The organism is Rhodopseudomonas faecalis, assembly GCF_003217325.1.
In the GTDB taxonomy this organism is placed as follows: Bacteria; Pseudomonadota; Alphaproteobacteria; order Rhizobiales; family Xanthobacteraceae; genus Rhodopseudomonas; species Rhodopseudomonas faecalis.
Window position 1 is genome coordinate 118027 of the sequence record NZ_QJTI01000002.1, and the last position, 17777, is coordinate 135803.

The following is a 17777-nucleotide window of genomic DNA, read 5'->3' on the forward strand; positions in this document are numbered from 1 at the left end:
ACTATCGGCCGGTGACGGATCGCCGGGTCTCGTCCACTCCTTTCGACGGTGCAGCGGATGATGCCAGTTGGTCGCGCTCCGCGGCGAACCGTGCCGCCGCGGCCGGCAGCAGCGGCGCTGCGAAATGCGAGCCTTGCGCAAGGTCGCAGCCGAGCTCGGCCAGCACATCAGCATGCGCGACGTGTTCGACGCCCTGCATCAGCACGGTGAGCCCGAGGCTTTGCCCCAAGGCGATAATGCCGTGCAGCGCGCGCCGCGCCCGTTCGGATTGCTCGATGTTGTGCAGGAATTGACCATCAATCGAGACGCCATCGAGCGGCAGCAATCCCAAATGGCGGATCGAACAGGTGTGAGTGCCGAAGCCGCTGAGACGCACGCTCACGCCGAGCCGTTTCAGCCGGCTGAGCAGCGCTTCGAATTGTTCGGCGTGCTGATCGTCGGGCAGGCTCGCGGTCAGCTCCAGGCACAGCAGATGCGGCGGCAGGCTGCTCAGCTCCAGGATCTGCGCCAGCTCGCCGATGAAATCGCTGCGCAGCAGCGGCGCGGCGTGCACCTGCACGGCGATCATGCGCGGCGCGCCGCGATGAATCCACACAACGCCCTGTGCCGCCGCTTCGCGCAGCAGCCAGAGCGCGACTTCGCAGCTGATACCAGCGCTGTCGGCAATGGCCATCAATTGGTGATGAGGCTGCACGCCCGCGCTCGGGTGATCCCAGAGCGCCAGTGCCTGATGACCGGTCACGCGCTGCGTCGCCAGTTCAAGCTGCGGCTGATATCGCAGTTGCAGCCCGGCACCGCATTCGAGCGCCAGCCGCAGATCGTGACCGAGCGCGATCAGTTGCTGCACGGCCGCGCTCATGCCCGGCTCGAACACTTTGACGACGCCGCGTCCTGCCGCCTTGGCGTGGTGCCGCGCCAGATCGGCGGCGCGCAGCAGGTCGTTAAAGGTGATGCCGTCGCGCGGCATGGTGGCGATGCCGATGCTGACACCGACGCTGACTTCGCCGCGTTCGGTTTCGATCGGCACCGACAGCGCGGCGATGATGGCATTGGCGACCAGTTCGGCTTCCTGCAAACTGGCTTCGCCGAGCAGCACCGCGAATTCACTGCCGTCGAGCCGCGAGGCGGTCGCCTTGGCTCCGGCCGTGCCAGCGATGCGCTCGGCGGCCTTGGCCAATAGTTCGTCGGCAATGGTGTGGCCGAGCGAGTCGTAGATGTCCTTAAAACCGTCGAGGTCGAACATCAGCAGCGCGGCCGGCTGACCGGAACGCCGGCTGCGTCGCAGCAGCTCGGCGGTTTCGCGATGGAATGAAGTGCGGTTGGCGAGCCCGGTGAGCGGATCGAAGAACGCCAATTGGGCGAGCTGATTTTCGGCGGCCTTGCGCGCCGAAATATCCTGAATGGTGCCACTGAAGCCGACCACCCGGCCATCGGCATCGATCAGCGCCTTGCTGGTGACCGCGAAGTCGCCGATCGAGCCGTCGCCGCGGCGCAGCTTGACGTCGACGCAGTGGATGTCGCCGGTGCGCATCACCTGGGCCTGCGAGGTTAGCACCTGGCGCGCGCTGTCGCCGACATGCAGCGCCATCACTGCGGTGCGCGTCGCTACGAACCGATCCGGATCATAGCCGAGCAGTCGCTTCAATTCGTCGGAGCACCACATCTCGGCATCGCCGATCCGATAGCTCCAGTCGCCGATCTGGCCGAGCCGCTGCGCGTCGCGCAGCTGTGCGGTCCGCTTCTCAAGGGCCACCTCGGCGGCGCGTAGCGCTTGCTCTTGCGCCACCAGCGCGCAGTTCTGCTCGCTGAGCGTCGCCATGCTTGCCATCATGTCATGGTGTTTGGTCGCCATCTGCTGCAAGGTGCCGGTGATGGTTTGCAGCGCCGCGCGGCGGATCACGGCGTAGATAGCACCGCCGCCGAGCAGGCTGAGCAACGCGATTGCGATCATCGTTTGCGGCGGCGACAGCCACAGCGCGCTCAGATCAATTCCGACCAGCAGCGCCGCGCTGATTGCCAGCGTCGGGCCGCCGACCGCCATCACCAGCGCAATGGTCAGCGCCAGCCGATGCGCCGCGCGGCACAGCGTCTCGGTTTCGGAAATGGTGCCGAGCGGACCAGGGTGATTCATCACAAGCCCGCACCGTCGATACGTAAGTAGCTCATCATCGGTCTCGATCGCGCCGACAAGGCGCTGTCACGCGCATAATTTGTGGTGGTGCGGCCTAAAATTGAATCAATTAGCCCACTGGTACGAGTACGAGTGTTGGCGCGGCTTTCGCGTTGCAGTGCGGGACGAACAGGCGGGTTCCAAGCTGGAACCAGCGCCCGAGCGGCTTTGTGGGATGCCGCGGCGCGGCTTGGCGTCAAATCGGCGCAGGCATGGTTTGACTTAAGTCAAGCGAAGGGCGCCTGCCGATGCCTAGTTTGTTCGCATGTCGTCCTTGCTCGTATATCGCTGTCCGCAAACCGGACTAATGACGCAGACATGGCTCCCGAAAGAGCTGTGGTCCGGCGATCGCGAAACCTATGAGCTGGTGACCTGTCTGGCGTGCTCGAAGCAGCATTTCATCTGCGTCGCCACCGGCCATGTGCTCAGCGAGACCGGCAAGCGCAACACGGCGCGGCGGCTGCCGGTGTTTCCGCCCAAGCCGGCGCGGCATGCGGCCGCGCTCGATGAGGTGGCGGTGCCCGCCAGCCTGCGTTCAAGCTCCGATCTGCCGGAAGCCTGCTGAATTTTCGCGGTTGTTCGAGATTGTGCCTGCTGATGCGCGGCGTTGACGGCGGCGGTGTCGCCGTCATTGAGCCGCCAACCCGGTCGCTTCGGATCGAACCGACCGGGCGGCGTGAGCAAGCTCAGCGGTTGCGGATCGTCGCCGGCCGCTTTTCGATGAAGGCGGCCATGCCCTCGGCGCGGTCTTCCAGCGCGAAAGTGGCGTGGAACAGATCGCGCTCGACGCTCATGCCCTCCGACAGCGTGGTTTCAAAGGCGCGGTTCACCGCGTCCTTGGCCATCGCTGCCGCCGGCCGCGACATCGCAGCGATCTTTTCGGCCGCCGCCATGGTCTCTTCCATCAGCTTGTCGGCCGGCACGACCCGGCTCACCAGCCCGGCTCGCTCGGCTTCGGCGGCGTCCATCATGCGCCCGGTCAGGCACAGATCCATGGCCTTGGCCTTGCCGATCGCCCGGGTCAGGCGCTGGGTGCCGCCGATGCCCGGAATGGTGCCGAGCGTGATTTCCGGCTGGCCGAATTTGGCGGTGTCGGAGGCGATGATGAAGTCGCACATCATCGCCAGCTCGCAGCCGCCGCCCAGCGCGTAGCCGGATACCGCAGCAATGGTCGGCTTACGGCAGGTGGTGACACGGTTGCCGCCGATCGTGTGGAAATCGGCGTTGAACATGTCGATGAAGGTCTTGGGCTGCATTTCCTTGATATCGGCGCCGGCGGCGAAAGCCTTTTCGTTGCCGGTCAGCACGATACAGCCGATCGCGTCATCGGCTTCCAATTCGTCGATCGCGGTCGCGATCTCACGAAAAACGCCAAATGACAGCGCGTTCAGCATTTTCGGGCGGTTGAGACGGATCAGGCCGACGGCTGCCTGGCGTTCGACGATCAGATATTCGTAGTTGTTCATTGGACCCCGCACTCTGAATGAGGGCGGCAATCTGCCCGCTGGCGCTGCCGGCATCAAGGGGGAGGCGGCGAGCCGCCGCTGCCACCCCGGCGCGAGTTCCCGCCGCTCAGGCGATCGCCAGCCGTGCCGCCGAAGCCGCCGTGAGCAGGGCGCCAAAGGCGATAAAAATCTTGCCGATCAGCGAGGTCTGGTCCCACAGCGTCGCCTTGCTGGCGGTTGGCTGCGTCGCTGCGGCGCTGCTGTGCTGTGCTGACGTCGCCGCGCTGGCCTGGCGGTCGAGTTCATTGAGCTGGTCGGCGGCCACCACCTCGGCCTCGGCGCTGCGCTGTTCGGTCGCTGCCAACGGTGCGGCGGCGCTGTCGGTGCGCATATCGGACATTTGCGCATGGGCATTGGCGATCGCGTCCGGCAGTTCCGGCGTTGGCGTCGCCGCAGTGGCCGCGCCCGTCGCCACCGCAGCAGCTGCTGCCGCGCCGGTCGCAGCGGCAGCAGTCGCCGCCGGCTTTGACGAAGTCTTGGCGTGGCGCCCGCTGGCGCGTTTGCGCGTCTCGCTTGGCGTGGCTGCGTCGGCTTTCTGTTTGCTGACGGCGCCTGCGGCCGATGCCGGATTGACGGCGCCGCTGAGCGCGAGGCCCCCGAAACCGATCCACAGCCCTGTTGCCAGCGCGAAGGCGAAGCGGGTCGTAAATGACATGACGATCTCCCGGTTGCCAGTCCCGGGGCTGGACCTAAAACGGCCGCGGTGTCGTCAGCGCGGCGAAAACAAGGGCAAACTGGGCTGTTCGGGGCAAAACGACGGCAGGAGGTAATCCATGCGGTCCGCTGCGGCGGGGCTATCGCGTTTTTGAGCGAAGTGGATCCGGTTCGCGTCAAGAAAGCCCGTCAGAACATCAAGTTAGAGCTTCGGTTCTGTTTCCATCACAACCGAAAAAGCGCTAGGCCGCGGGCGCGGCGCGCCCGGTTTCCTGCTGCATGCGGTGGAAACGCAGCACCTGCTGCGCCGTCGAGGGGCGCAGATGTTCATAGGTCGATCGGCAGGCGTCGAGTTCCGGTGGCGGCATGCCGGATAGTTCATCGCGCAGCCGGATGATCGCTTCCACGGTCGGCCAGGTCAGGCCGGCGACCTTGGCGAGGATCATCACGCCCTCGGCGCGCGCCTGCACGATCATGTTCTCGGCGATCGACACCGACACTTTGGCCAGGCAAGCGATCGCAGCGTTGGTTTCGTCGAATTTGCCGGTGGAAGCGAAGCTGTACACCATGGCATCGTCGAGCCGGCCGTCTTCATAGAGCGAGCGTACCAGGCCGTGGGCGATGGTAGTTTCTTCGCTCGCCACTTTGGGCGAGCGGGCACGGCGGCCGATCTCGCGCACCGCCGAGGCGATCTCGTGAGCGGCCTGCGGATTGGCGGCTTCCAATCGCGCCCGCACCGAGGCCGACGCTTTCGCGACCAGTTTCAAATAATGATGCCGCGGCATCGAGGCGACCACACCGACTAGGCTGACCAGTTCGTCCTCGTTCTCGACGCGCTCGGCGAGCTTGGCGTAGCCCTTGGCGGAAAACTGCGCGCCGGGATTATTGACGGTGCTGTGCACCACTTCATGATTGCCGAGCTCGACCAGCACCTCGGTGACGTCGCCGCTCAGCGCCGTTCGTTTCGAGATCGCCAGCATATGGCCCTGGCTCTTGCGGCGGGCATTCTCGATCAGCGTCTTGTCGTCGAGCTGCGGCGATTGCGACAGCACCGGGCCGGCGACCGCGAGCTGATCGTCAAACGCCAGATGCTGGATGATGCGCGGCGGCGCCTTGCCAAGCGGCGCCAGCCGTTCGGCGAGCAGCACCTTGGCCTTGGACTCGATGTGCAGCACCAGGCATTTGAACACGTCGTCGAACAGCTCGATCTGTTCGTCGGAGTAATCGACGGCGCCCTCAATGAACAGGTCGGTGACGCGGCGCAGGGTCTCGACCCGGCGCGCCACCGTGCCGTGAGCGAGGGTGTTTTGCAGTTCGTCGAGCAGACTGTCGGCGGAGTTGGCCTTGCCCCTCATGCGTCGATCCTGATGTAAGGGGGCAGGCAGTCGGTACGGCCGATGTCGACGTCGGCGTTCGCCAGCGCGATGCGATTACGGCCGAGTTCCTTGGCCTGGTACAGCGCGGCGTCGGCGCGGGCCAGCAGCGCGTCTGGCGTTTCGCCGGACTCGAGCGTGGCGATGCCAGCCGACAGCGTCACCTGCATGCCGTCGGAGAACGCGCTCCAATCGAGATCGCCGACGATCATCCGCAGCCGTTCCAGAATGAAGGCCGCGTCGGGCTGCGCGGTCTGCGGCAGGATCAGCAAGAATTCCTCGCCGCCATAGCGGCCGAACCGGTCGGCGGTGCGGATGTTGGCGAAGATCGAGATCGCAAAGGTCTTTAGCACCTCGTCGCCGGTCGGATGGCCGAACACGTCGTTGATGCGCTTGAACCAGTCGAGGTCGATCAGCGCGATCGATAACGGCTCGCCGCCGCGCCGCGCGCTGTCGAGCTGATCGTCGAGCGTGCGCATGATGCTGCGCCGGTTCAGCGCGCCGGTCAGCTCGTCGAGTTCAGCAAGTTCTTCGATCTTGTCATAGGCCTGCTTCAGCTCGACGCTGCGCCGATACAGCTTGTCGCGCAGCGCCGCCGACAGCGTGCCGAGATAGAGGCTGCGTCCGAACGCAGCGATCAGCACCACCACCGCGATGAAGCGTTCAAAGCTGGTGCCTTGCGGCAGTGACAGCGGCCGATCGCCGAACATCAGCAGCGCGCCGACCGCCAGTGCGATCAGGCACCAGTCGGTGATGGCCTCGCGCAGCGTCGCGCGCAGCGCAGCAAAGCTGCACATCACGAACAACGAGCACATGAACAGGAAGCCGACCTCGGGATACACCCAGGCGAACGCGACCAGCACTGCCGAATGAATGATGATCTGCGGGATCACCCAGACATGTTCCGGCCAGCGGGTGCAGATTCCTGCGCCGAGCAGCACGCGATAACCGGCGACCGCGGTCAGGCCACAGGCGGCAAAACCGAAACCGGCCGTCAGCGGGATCATGCCAGCCAGCCCGTAGATCAGCAACAATCCGGAATCGACCAGATAGCTCAGAGCGGTCAGGTCGAGCATGGTGCGGCGCTGACGGGCCAGCCGCACGCGAATCGACCACTCACGCGAATCCTGCTCGCCGAGAGAATTGTCCTCTTGGAGGGGTGAGTAAATCGGAGCGCTGACGCCCATGAGCCTGCCATTTGATTTTTGTTGGCTCACGCTACGGCCAAAGCCTTTAGGTTTGGTATCTGCAGCGCGGTGTCGCGCTCTCCCCGGGAACAAACCAACACTCTGGTACGTCTTGATTTTTCGCCTTTTGCGCGAGTGATTTGAGTAGCTCGCGCCAGGGTGTCCGGCCACAGGCGGTGGCGGGGTCCCACTTTGGAACAGCTATACGTGTGCAAAAACCTCCGTCATTGTCCTGATTGACCTGCCTTCGGTCGAACCTTTCTGTTTGGTTAGCGACTAATTTTGCGAGACTGCCAGTGAGTTCCCATCAGGCGGCTGACGAAGATCTGCTCGTTCGTATAGCGCAGGGCGATCGTCTCGCGATGCAAGTGCTCTATGGCCGTCATCACGTCAGGGTCTATCGTTTCGGACTGCGTATTGTCCGGGACGAGCAACTCGCCGAGGACCTGATCAGCGAGGTGTTTTTGGATGTCTGGCGGCAGGCCGGGAAGTTCGAGCGACGCTCCGAGGTGTCGACGTGGCTGCTCGCGATCACGCGGTACAAGGCACTCTCCGCCTTGCGGCGCAAAAGGGATGCCGCACTCGATGAGAATGCTGCCGAAGCGATCGAAGACGGCGCCGACACTCCGGACATCGCAGTCCAGAAGAAGGACACCAGTGAAGCGTTGCGAGGGTGCATCAGCTCGCTCTCGCGAGATCACCGGGAGATCATCGATCTCGTCTACTACCACGAGCGTTCCGTGGACGAGGTAGCGGAGATCGTCGGCATTCCGGCAAACACGGTTAAAACGCGCTTATTTTATGCGCGCAAGAAACTGGCCGAACTGCTCACAGCAGCCGGCGTAGAGCGAGGCTGGCCATGATGGCGACCAACAAAAAAGTCCGGGAGCAAGAACCTGGAGCCATCGAAGCGCTGCTGCCCTGGCACGCCACCGGCAAGCTCAGCGCCCAGGACCAGCGCCGCGTCGAAGACGCCATTCAGCGCGATCCCGAGATCGCCCGGCAGTTCGCGATCGTGCAGGAGGAATGCGCCGCCACCATCCAGGTCAGCGAAAGCCTTGGCGCACCGTCGCCGCACGCGCTGGAACAGCTGTTTTTGGCGATCGATGCCGAGCCGCAGCGCCGGGGATCGCACGGCGGTTCCTGGTTCAGCGGCATGCTGGCGGCGCTGTCGCCGCGCACCGTCGCATTCACCGCCGTGGCCGCGCTGGCGTTGCTGCTGGTGCAGGGCGGGGTGATCGCGGCGCTGTTGCTGCAGGACGATCAGGGCCGGGTGCCGGTGCAGACCGCCGAGCGCAGCGCGCCGAACGCCGTGGCGCCCAGCGCGCCGCCGCCTCCGCCGGCAATGGCGGCGCCGAGTGCCCCGCAGCCCGCGCCTATGATGGCTGCCGATTCCAAGATGCAGCGCATGGCCGAGGCGCCGATGCGCGCGGAGAGCGCCCCGATCACCCGCAGCGTCGGACCGGCGCCGATGCCGCAGGCGCTGCTGCGCTTTGCCCCGCAGGCGCCGATCGCCGAGGTGGTGGCGCTGCTCGATCGCTATCAGGCCGCGGTGCTGGAGAACGGCAAAGGCGGGCTGTTCCGGGTGCAGCTCGGCGACCGGCCGCTGCCGCGCAAGGAACTCGAAGGCGTGCTGACCAAGCTGCAGGCCGAGAAGATCGTCATGCTCGCGGTGGCCGCGCCGTAACCCCTGAGCAGATCGTTCCCATCTCAGGCTGACCAACCGGCAACGGCGCTTGCGTTGTTGCGGGTCGGTGCTCGCGGCCGCGCCGCCTTCTCGTTTCTCGCCATCCGAAAATAATTCGCTGTGGCGATGAACCTTTGCCGGCAGCACCAGACTTAATAGTTGGGAGCAGGATCTCCCCTTAGGGGCCGTATTCGGCGCGTGCGCCCATCCACCCAAAGCGCCAATATGGCTCAGACCCGCCCGGTTGTCCCCCCGGGCGGGTCTTTTCTTGTTCCGCCACCACCACCGCCACGACGAGCTTGCGACCATGCGCTGGCTGTGGCGACCAGCCAGACGCTCGCGGTGAGCCGAGCGCAGCATAATTGCGCGCAAAATGGTCGCTAGGCGGTCATCCGGCTGCAAGTTTTTCTGAAGTCATTTGCTGATTTCGATGCCGTCGGCGTCTTTGCGCGCCGGTGTCCGGCGGCAGTTAATCATTTGTTAGCGATGTTTCTTCTACCTTTCTTAACCAGTTGCTTGGGTTGCGTCGTGTCCCGTTCCTCAATTGCTGGACCAGTCATATGGCAGAACATCTGGACGTCATTCGGGGGCGCGCCCTGGTGGAGCGCTGGTGCATTCTGGCCGAGCAGCGGCTCGATTATTTGACCGAGCTGTACGAGACCGGCCGTTGGCGGCGGTTTCATACCGAGCCGGATTTCATCGACAACATCCGTGAAGCCAAGCAGGCGGTGATCGCCTGGCGCGGCATTCTGGAATGCGAGGCGGGCGCCGATAACCGGCCGATCGACCTGTCCTGGCTCGGCCGCAATCCCAATGTGCCGCCGCGCGTCCGCTCATTCAGCGACGACGAACCGGTGTTCGATCCGGTTCCCGAGCCGCCATTCTCGATCGAGGTGCCGGAAGAAGAGGCGCCGCCGGTGGCGCCGCTCGATTGCCTGATCGCCGCCGTGGCCGATGACGTCGATCAACACGACGAGCCCGAGGACGACGCGCCGCAGAGCTATTCGGCGCCGCTCAACCTGGAAGAAATTCAGCGGCGCTATCCGCTGCTGCGGCCGACGCTGTAAGTGCGGAACGGGTCGCTGCCTCACGCCGGCGGCGCCGGGTGGCACTCAGCAATGTCATCAGCATCGCTTCGCCGGCATCGACCAATTGCTCGGCGCTGATCCGGTCCTGCGCCAAGCGGGGCGGGACGGCGCCACGGCGCGCCACCAGCGGGATATGCACGAAAGCCGCGAGCTGCGGCCCGTCGGCGCGGCCGGTGGCTTCGATCGCGCGCCAACAGAGATAATTGCACAGATAGCGGCCGGCATCGCGCGACAGCCTGGTGTCGATCCCGGTGGCGCTGGCCGCGCGCAGCAATTGCCGCGGCAGCGTTCCGAACGATTCCGGCGCGGCACCCATCGCGATGCAGGCGCGCCAGCCGCGTTGCTGGGCGGCATCGGGCCACAACAGCGACACAGAATTGCGGGCGCGCGTTTCGATGCGCAGATAGGGCGTGCGCGCCGCCAGCCCGAACATCAGCAGCGCATCGGGGCGATAGCGCGCCAGCAGTTCCGGCAATTGCCAGTCGACCGCGTGGTAGCTGACCGGGAATACATGGCCGATGCGTTCGATCTCGGCAAACGCCGGCCGGCGCAGCCGCAGCAGCCGCTCGACCAGTTGCGGCGTCGGGTTATAGGGCGCGCCCGGAAACGGGCCGAACCCGGTGATCAGAATGCGCAGCGCCGTGCTCATCGGCCAGCTTCCCGTGCTCGCGTGGCACGCCCGGCGCCACCGCACTCACAAAGGCACTGCGGTGAGACTATTCAAGATGGTCGCACGAGAAGACTGCGGCTCATATCAGCTTCTCCCACCCATGCCTCGTCATGCCCGCGCTTGTCGCGGGTATCCACGCCTTGAAGGCGGGGCAAGGTGCTAATGCGTAGATGGCCGGGACGAGCCCGGCCATGACGGGTGCAGAGGGTGATGTAAGTGGCTGCTATCAGACCAGCCAGCTGGCGATCTGATCGGCGGCCAGCGACGGCGCGATCCGACCGGCCGCGACCGCAGTCTCAGTCGCGCGCACCTTGGTGCGGATCGCCGGATCGGCGCGCAGCTTGGACTGCCAGCGGTCTTCCAGCATGGTCCACATCCAGCGCACCTGCTGCTCGCTGCGGCGCTTATCGAATTCACCGGAGCGCTGCACGATGCCGCGATGCTCGACCACTTTGGCCCACAGCTCGGGGATGCCATTGCCGGTCATCGCCGAATAGGTCAGCACCGGCACCTGCCACTCGGTCGAGCGCGGCGTCAGGATGTGCAGCGCGCCGCGATATTCCGCTGCGGTCAGGTTGGCGCGCTTGATGTAGTCGCCGTCGGCCTTGTTGATGGCGATCATGTCGGCGAGTTCGACCAGGCCTTTCTTGATGCCCTGCAATTCGTCGCCGCCGCCGGGCAGCATCAAGGCCAAAAAGAAGTCGGTCATGTCGCATACCGCGGTTTCCGACTGGCCGATGCCGACGGTTTCCACCAGCACCACGTCAAAGCCGGCGGCCTCGCACAGCAGCATCGCCTCGCGGGTTTTGGCCGCGACGCCGCCGAGCGTGCCCGCGGCCGGCGAGGGCCGGATGAAGGCGGCATCCGCCATCGACAGCCGCGCCATGCGGGTCTTGTCGCCGAGGATCGAACCGCCGGAACGCGCCGAGGTCGGATCGACCGCCAGCACCGCGACCTTGTGCCCGGTCTCGACCAGATAGTGGCCGAGCGCGTCGATGGTGGTGGATTTGCCGACCCCCGGCGAGCCGGTGATGCCGACCCGCATCGCCTGGCCGGTGTGCGGCAGCAACAACTGCACCAGTTCGCGCGCCGCGACCTGATGGTCGGCGCGGCGGCTTTCGATCAAGGTGATGGCGCGCGCCAGCGCCGCGCGGTCGCCAGATCGGACGCGATCGGCGATCGCAGCAATATTGATGGTTTTAGAGGTCTTCATCGCCCTTCGGCCGTGTGCCGCCAAATATCGCCGCGCCTTCGACGCTGAGATATGGCTTCAGTTTGTCCCAGGAAACGAAGGCGACGTAGCTGCCTTCGGCGTAGGGCCCGACCGCATAGGGCGGGTAGTGGAATGTCAGCCCCGAACTCTTGCCGGGTTCGGTCGATGGAGCCAGCGTCACCGCACCGATTTTCAACAGTTTTGGTGCGATCGCCTTGGTCCATTCCGGATCGGCGGGCTCGTCGATGTCGCGCTTCAGCTTCTCGGTTTTCAGCGACACGATGATCGCATCGCGGATCGCGCGCAGCGCCGCGCCATCATCGGCAAGGTCTTTGAAGAACGGCCGGATGCTGATGCGCTTGCCGGCGCTGCGATCCCACACAATGGTGTCGAGATCGGAATTGGGGTGGGCGCCGCCCGTGTTGGTGTAGTCGCTGCGCACGATACTGACATAGCGCTCAGCGACCAGCGAGCGCTGGTCGTATTTGCGCTCCACGGTCCAGCCGCCGTCCCTGAAAGCGTCCGGCATCTCCTTGCGCGCGGCATCCGCTTCCGCGCGATATTTTTCCGCCCATTTGCGGCCTTCGGCGAGGCAGTCGGTGGCGAGCGCGGCGTCAGCCTTGATCGGCGCGCCAAGCAGCACGCTGGCCTCGATCGACTTGCTGACGATCTGGAAGTCGGGCTTGGGATCGCCGGCCGACAATGAGCAGGGCAGGGAGGCGGTGGCGAGTACGACGAGTGCCGCCGCCCATCGAGCAAACTGTTTCACGAGTGATATCCACCAAGCGCGTCAAGGTCGCAGTGTTGCAGGGCCTCAATGGCCGTGGTCATGCATCGCATCCATAGCAGATTGTTCAAGAGAGCGCTCAATTGGGAAGAAGGGCCACGCCGCGCTGTTTGGCTGCAACGCGCATCTGGGCGTCGAAGGTCAGCAGCGGAATCTGTCTCAGTTCGGCGAGCCGGACATAGAGCTCGTCATAATAGGTCAATCCCGAGGCCACCGCGCGGCGCACGCCTGCGGCGATGTCCTCGCCTTCGGGCAGCGCCTCCGTCAGAACGCGCAGCACTTTGAGATTGGCGAGCGCATAGCCGAGCTGCGCGTCATCGAGCCGGCCGCGCCGCATGCCGGTGGTCAAGGCGTTGCCGATCTCGGCATGCCAATGCGCCGGGACGATCAGCTGCTGCTCGGCCAAGCTGTCGAACACCTGGTCATCGTGCTCGCGCTCGTCAAACACCATGGCGAGCGCCGCCGAGGCGTCAATGACTAACAACGCCGGCCCTCATCGATCCAGCTCTTGAGCTCGGCCGGCGAGGCGCCGGTCTGCAAGTCGCGGGCGAGCTGGCGCAGATTGCGGATCGCCTGGCGGCGTTCGGCAATCTGATCCGCGGTCAGCTCGTCCTTGATCTGCACCAGCTTGGCGACCGGCTTGCCGTGGCGCGTGATGGTGATCTCGTCCCCCTGCTCGACCGCGTCGAGCAGGCTGGAGAGGTGGGTTTTCGCCTCGAAAATGCCGACCTGCTTCATCTGGTTAAACTAGTTTAACTAGATTGATCCGTCAATTCGCGGCGAGCGGACGGGGAGGGTTACTCCGCCGCCTCGCTATGGCCGAGCCGGGCGTTGAGCTTGTGGATCAGCTCCTCGGCGGCGTCGGCGATCACGGTGCCGGGCGGGAAGATCGCCTCGGCGCCGGACTGATACAGCGCGTCGAAATCCTGCGGCGGCATCACGCCGCCGATGATGATCATAATGTCTTCGCGGCCGAGCTTCTTGAGCGCCGCCTTCAGCTCCGGCACCGCGGTCAGATGCGCGGCGGCGAGCGAGGACACGCCCAGAATGTGCACGTCGTTTTCCACCGCCTGCCGCGCCGCTTCATCGGCGGTGGCGAACAGCGGCCCGATATCGACGTCGAAGCCGAGATCGGCGAACGCCGAGGCGATCACCTTCTGGCCGCGGTCATGGCCGTCCTGACCGATCTTGGCGACCAGGATACGCGGCCGGCGGCCTTCGGCGTCCTCGAACGCTTCGATCAGCGCCTGCACCTTGTCCAGACGGTTGGCCATGCTCGCCACCTCTCGCTTGTAGACGCCGGTGATCGACTTGATCTCGGCGCGATGCCGGCCGAACACCTTCTCCATCGCGTCTGAGATTTCGCCGACGGTGGCCTTCTTGCGCGCGGCGTCGATCGCCAGCGCCATCAGATTGCCGTTGCCTTCGTCGGCGGCGCGGGTCAGCGCATGCAGCGCGGCGTCGACCTCGGCCTGGCTGCGCTCCTTCTTGAGCCGTCCCAGCTTGTCGATCTGCAGTCGGCGCACGGTGGAGTTATCGACCTTGAGCACGTCGATCGGCGGCTCGTCGGTCGGACGATACTTGTTGACGCCGATCACGGCCTGCATGCCGGCATCGATGCGCGCCTGGGTTTTCGCCGCGGCTTCTTCGATGCGCAGCTTCGGCACGCCGGCTTCGATCGCCTTGGCCATGCCGCCCAGGCTCTCGACTTCCTGGATGTGCTGCCAGGCCTTGTGCGCCAGATCGTGGGTCAGGCGTTCGACATAGTACGAGCCGCCCCACGGATCGATGATGCGCGTGGTGCCGCTCTCCTGCTGTAGGAACAGCTGGGTGTTACGGGCGATGCGCGCCGAATAGTCGGTCGGCAGCGCCAGCGCTTCGTCGAGCGCGTTGGTGTGCAGCGACTGGGTGTGGCCCTGGGTCGCCGCCATCGCCTCGATCGTGGTGCGCATCACGTTGTTGTAGATGTCCTGCGCGGTCAGCGACCAGCCCGAGGTCTGGCAGTGCGTGCGCAGCGACAGCGACTTGGCCTGCTTCGGATTGAACGGCGTCAGCAGCTTGGCCCATAGCAGCCGCGCCGCGCGCATCTTGGCGACTTCCATGAAGAAGTTCATGCCGATCGCCCAGAAGAACGATAGACGCGGCGCAAAGCGGTCGATGTCGAGCCCGGCATTGATGCCGGCGCGGACATATTCGACGCCGTCGGCGAGCGTGTAGGCGAGTTCGAGATCCTGCGTCGCGCCGGCTTCCTGCATGTGATAGCCGGAGATCGAGATCGAGTTGAACTTCGGCATCTTCTGCGAGGTGAACGCGAAGATGTCGGAGATGATCCGCATCGAGGGCGTCGGCGGATAGATGTAGGTGTTGCGCACCATGAACTCTTTCAGAATGTCGTTCTGAATGGTGCCCGACAGTTTTTCCGGCGGCACGCCCTGTTCTTCGGCGGCTGCGACATACAGCGCCAGGATCGGCAGCACCGCGCCGTTCATGGTCATCGACACGCTCATCTGATCGAGCGGGATACCGGCAAACAGCGTGCGCATGTCGTAGATCGAGTCGATCGCCACGCCGGCCATGCCGACGTCGCCGGCGACGCGCGGATGATCGCTGTCGTAGCCGCGATGGGTGGCAAGGTCGAACGCCACCGACAGGCCCTTTTGGCCGGCGGCGAGGTTGCGGCGATAGAAGGCGTTGGAATCTTCCGCGGTCGAGAAGCCGGCATATTGCCGGATGGTCCACGGCTGATTGACATACATGGTCGGGTAGGGGCCGCGCAGGAACGGCGCGACGCCCGGCCAGGTGTCGAGGAAATCGATGCCGGCAAGATCGGCTTCGGAATAGCCCGGCTTGACCAAAATGCCTTCCGGCGTCAGCCACGGCTCGCCGCTGACGTCGGCGGCCGGCCCTGCAGCGCGGGCAAAAGCGATATCGGCGAAATTCGGAATGCGGCTCATCTCATCCTGCCTATTATCCGCCACTGAGCCTAGCATGGGCCCGGCGGCGCGTCAGTGATCCTAGTCGTGATCGGGGTGCTGGCGGCTGCAAATGCCGGCGAGCTTATCCGCCCCGTAGTTCTGCTGCGTGGTCTTGCTCGGCAGGGCGGCGATGGTGCCGACCCAGCCCAGCCGGGATTCGGTGCCAAATTGCAGCTTGGGCACCAGGCGATCGGGACGGTCAAACGCCCCGGTCATGATCTCGATGCTGTCGCCGTCGATCTGGCGATAGCTCAGCGGCGTGCCGCAGGCCTTGCAGAAGTCACGGGCGGCGATGTTCGAGGACTGGAACGAGGCCGGCTCGCCGCGGGTCCAGCGAAAATCCTTGTTGGCGACCTCGGCCAGCGTGGCGAACGGCGCGCCGCTCGCCTTCTGGCACATCCGGCAATGACACAGCGACACCTGTAGCGGCACGGCGGTGAGCGCGAAGCGGATCGCCCCGCACTGACAGCCGCCGGTAAGCACAGGTTGCGCTACGTCGGTCATGCGCCCTCGATCTGGTCCCAGGCGTCGGTCAGCATCTTCAGCGCGTCGACGCCGACGAACACGAAGTTCTGCACGCCGGCCTCGCGATACGCCGCTTCCTGCTCGCCGGGCCGGCCTGCCAGATAGATATGTTTGGCACCGGCGTCGCGCAGCGCCTTGGCGGCCGCGATTGCGTGAGTTTCATAGGCCTTGTCCGAGGAACACAGGCACACCATCGCGGCGTCGGAGGCGCCATAGGCCGCCGCCAGCGCCGCCGGATCGGCAAAGCCCTGGGTGTCGATCGCCTCGATGCCGCCGGTCTCGAAGAAGCTCTTGGCGAAGGTGGCACGCGCGGTGAAATCGGCCGGGGTGCCGAGATTGGCCAGGAACACTTTTGGGCGCGCGCCCTTGCGGGCCAGGACGTGATCCGACTTGTTGCGCAGCGCCTCGAACGGCAGCGCCATCCGGATCGGCGTCAGCGCCTTGAAGGTGATGTTCGGCTTGCCATAGGGCTCGGCCTCGGCCGGCTTGGCCTTGAGCACGCTGGCGCGTTCCTCATGCAGATTGGGGAACTCGCTGGCGCCGGTCAGCACGTCGCGGCGCTTGGCGACCGCGGCCTGGCGCGCGGCGCGCGTGGCGGCGACCTTGGGCTGGATCAGATTGGCGACGAGCGCGGCGAACGCGCCGCCAGCCTGCTCGATCTCCTGGAACAGCGCCCAGGCGGATTCGCACAATTCCTTGGTCAGCGCCTCGATGCCACCGGCACCGGCGGCCGGGTCGGCGACCTTGGCGAGGTTGGATTCCTCCAGCAGCACCAGCTGGGTGTTGCGGGCCACGCGGCGCGCGAACGAATCCGGCAGGCCCTGCGCCAGCGTATGCGGCAGCACGCCGATCGCATTGGCGCCGCCAAGACCGGCCGCGAAGGTCGCCATGGTGGCGCGCAGCATGTTGACCGACGGGTCGCGCTGGGTCTGCATCCGCCACGCGGTTTCCGCCGACACCAGCAGCGGCTTCGGGGTCAGGCCGCAGCTCTCTTCGATACGGGCCCACAGCAGCCGCAGCGCGCGGAACTTGGCCAGCGTCAGGAACTGATCGGCATCGGCCGACAGCCGCGCGAACACCATGTTGCGGGCGTCGTCGAGCGCAACGCCGGCTTCTTCGAGCGCGCGCAGATAGGCCACCGCAGTGGCCAGCACGTAGGCCAGCTCCTGCACTTCGGAGCCGCCGGCATCATGGATCACCCGGCCATCGGCGACCGCGAACGGGCCCTTGAAGCCGAGCGAGGCCAGCTTCTTGACGGCCTCGGTGAAGGCCGGGGCGATTTCCGACCAGTCATGGGCGCTCGACCCCCACACCGCGCAGGCGCCGATCGGATCAAGACCGAAGCGGATATCGCAGGCGGCCGGATCGAGGCCTTTGCCCTTCACGTAGTCGGCGAGATAGACCGCGGCCATGCGCGCCGCCGGGCCGATCTGCAATTCGATGGCGATGCCGGCGTCGAGATAGACGCCGTCCAGCACCTGCGCGATGGTTTCTTCGGTCGCTTCCAAGCCAAAACCGCGCGCGCCATTGGCGCCGGCGAACACCAAAGTCAGGCCGGTGGCGCCGTTCTCGAGGTCGGTGAGCGCCTGGGTGTTGGCCTTCTTGGCATCGGGATGATCAATGCGCTGCATGATCTGCCAGGGCGTCGCCGGGCGGCGGCCGATGATCGGGGCGACGTTCTCGGCGCGCTGGTAGATCGGCGCGATCGTCAGCCCGTCATAAGTCTTGTTGACCAGTTTCTCGAACGGGGCGCCCTTCAGCACGCCGTCGACCAGCTTGCGCCATTGATCGTAGGTCGCCGGTTCGAAATCGGCCGCGAGCCGAAGGTGGTCGGGTGCAGTGGACATTGTCGAGAAAAGCTCCGGAAACGTCGGGGGAGAAAAACCGGGCGGAAAATGCCATGTGGCGGCCGCCAAGCCAAACAGTAGTTTGCAGCCTTTCGG

17 protein-coding genes are annotated in these 17777 nt (G+C 65.4%); 4 read left to right on the forward strand and 13 right to left on the reverse strand.

The genetic code is table 11. The features are described from left to right. Position 1 precedes the first annotated feature (1 nt). Positions 2–2131 (reverse strand): putative bifunctional diguanylate cyclase/phosphodiesterase, encoded by a 2130-nt coding sequence (locus tag BJ122_RS02230; protein WP_110779539.1) that lies wholly within the window; start codon positions 2129–2131, stop codon positions 2–4. Between the two features lie 346 nt (positions 2132–2477). Here BJ122_RS02230 and BJ122_RS02235 point away from each other — a divergent pair, with 346 nt between their 5' ends. Further along, positions 2478–2735: a hypothetical protein gene (locus tag BJ122_RS02235; protein ID WP_181418870.1), complete on the forward strand. Its 258-nt coding sequence runs from the start codon at positions 2478–2480 to the stop codon at positions 2733–2735. A 121-nt stretch (positions 2736–2856) separates the two neighbouring features. On the opposite strand, the gene BJ122_RS02240 is transcribed toward BJ122_RS02235, so the two are convergent. From BJ122_RS02240 to BJ122_RS02255, 4 genes are all read right to left on the reverse strand, one after another. Continuing rightward, a complete protein-coding gene (locus BJ122_RS02240; RefSeq protein ID WP_110779541.1) occupies positions 2857–3636 on the reverse strand; it encodes an enoyl-CoA hydratase in 780 nt (259 codons plus the stop codon). A 106-nt stretch (positions 3637–3742) separates the two neighbouring features. After that, complete coding sequence (locus BJ122_RS02245) at positions 3743–4330, reverse strand: hypothetical protein (protein WP_110779542.1); 588 nt, start codon at positions 4328–4330, stop codon at positions 3743–3745. 241 nt (positions 4331–4571) lie between these two features. After that, positions 4572–5684 carry a DUF2336 domain-containing protein gene (locus BJ122_RS02250; RefSeq protein ID WP_110779543.1) on the reverse strand — a complete coding sequence of 371 codons (1113 nt, stop codon included), beginning with the start codon at positions 5682–5684 and terminating at the stop codon, positions 4572–4574. Continuing rightward, a complete protein-coding gene (locus BJ122_RS02255) occupies positions 5681–6889 on the reverse strand; it encodes a GGDEF domain-containing protein (protein WP_181418850.1) in 1209 nt (402 codons plus the stop codon). Before BJ122_RS02255 ends, BJ122_RS02250 begins: the two co-directional genes overlap by 4 nt. 296 nt (positions 6890–7185) lie before the next feature. Here BJ122_RS02255 and BJ122_RS02260 point away from each other — a divergent pair, with 296 nt between their 5' ends. From BJ122_RS02260 to BJ122_RS02280, 3 genes are all read left to right on the forward strand, one after another. Next, positions 7186–7752 carry a sigma-70 family RNA polymerase sigma factor gene (locus tag BJ122_RS02260; RefSeq protein ID WP_110779544.1) on the forward strand — a complete coding sequence of 189 codons (567 nt, stop codon included), beginning with the start codon at positions 7186–7188 and terminating at the stop codon, positions 7750–7752. Continuing rightward, positions 7752–8576, forward strand: coding sequence for a hypothetical protein (locus tag BJ122_RS19120; RefSeq protein ID WP_181418851.1), 825 nt, complete (start codon positions 7752–7754; stop codon positions 8574–8576). Before BJ122_RS02260 ends, BJ122_RS19120 begins: the two co-directional genes overlap by 1 nt. Positions 8577–9136: 560 nt before the next feature. After that, a complete protein-coding gene (locus BJ122_RS02280; protein WP_110779548.1) occupies positions 9137–9643 on the forward strand; it encodes a TIGR03809 family protein in 507 nt (168 codons plus the stop codon). Here the strand turns inward: BJ122_RS02280 and BJ122_RS02285 are convergent. The 8 genes from BJ122_RS02285 to BJ122_RS02320 form a co-directional block, all read right to left on the reverse strand. After that, entirely contained in the window at positions 9591–10313 is a 723-nt protein-coding gene (locus BJ122_RS02285) for a pyroglutamyl-peptidase I (RefSeq protein ID WP_110779549.1), read from the reverse strand. The two genes, BJ122_RS02280 and BJ122_RS02285, sit on opposite strands and share 53 nt — an antisense overlap. 247 nt (positions 10314–10560) lie before the next feature. After that, the gene (gene meaB, locus BJ122_RS02290) at positions 10561–11547 is read right to left on the reverse strand and encodes a methylmalonyl Co-A mutase-associated GTPase MeaB (RefSeq protein WP_110779550.1); all 987 of its coding nucleotides are present in this window, start codon (positions 11545–11547) and stop codon (positions 10561–10563) included. Then, positions 11534–12316: a DUF3298 and DUF4163 domain-containing protein gene (locus tag BJ122_RS02295; RefSeq protein ID WP_110779551.1), complete on the reverse strand. Its 783-nt coding sequence runs from the start codon at positions 12314–12316 to the stop codon at positions 11534–11536. Before BJ122_RS02295 ends, meaB begins: the two co-directional genes overlap by 14 nt. Positions 12317–12413: 97 nt before the next feature. Further along, complete coding sequence (locus tag BJ122_RS02300) at positions 12414–12818, reverse strand: type II toxin-antitoxin system VapC family toxin (RefSeq protein ID WP_110779552.1); 405 nt, start codon at positions 12816–12818, stop codon at positions 12414–12416. Then, complete coding sequence (locus BJ122_RS02305) at positions 12812–13072, reverse strand: type II toxin-antitoxin system Phd/YefM family antitoxin (protein WP_110779553.1); 261 nt, start codon at positions 13070–13072, stop codon at positions 12812–12814. The genes BJ122_RS02300 and BJ122_RS02305 overlap by 7 nt, the downstream gene beginning before the upstream one ends. Positions 13073–13131: 59 nt before the next feature. Further along, a complete protein-coding gene (scpA, locus tag BJ122_RS02310) occupies positions 13132–15288 on the reverse strand; it encodes a methylmalonyl-CoA mutase (RefSeq protein WP_110779554.1) in 2157 nt (718 codons plus the stop codon). 60 nt (positions 15289–15348) lie between these two features. After that, positions 15349–15813: a GFA family protein gene (locus tag BJ122_RS02315; protein ID WP_103012672.1), complete on the reverse strand. Its 465-nt coding sequence runs from the start codon at positions 15811–15813 to the stop codon at positions 15349–15351. Then, positions 15810–17681, reverse strand: coding sequence for a methylmalonyl-CoA mutase family protein (locus BJ122_RS02320; RefSeq protein ID WP_110779555.1), 1872 nt, complete (start codon positions 17679–17681; stop codon positions 15810–15812). The genes BJ122_RS02315 and BJ122_RS02320 overlap by 4 nt, the downstream gene beginning before the upstream one ends. Positions 17682–17777 lie beyond the last annotated feature (96 nt).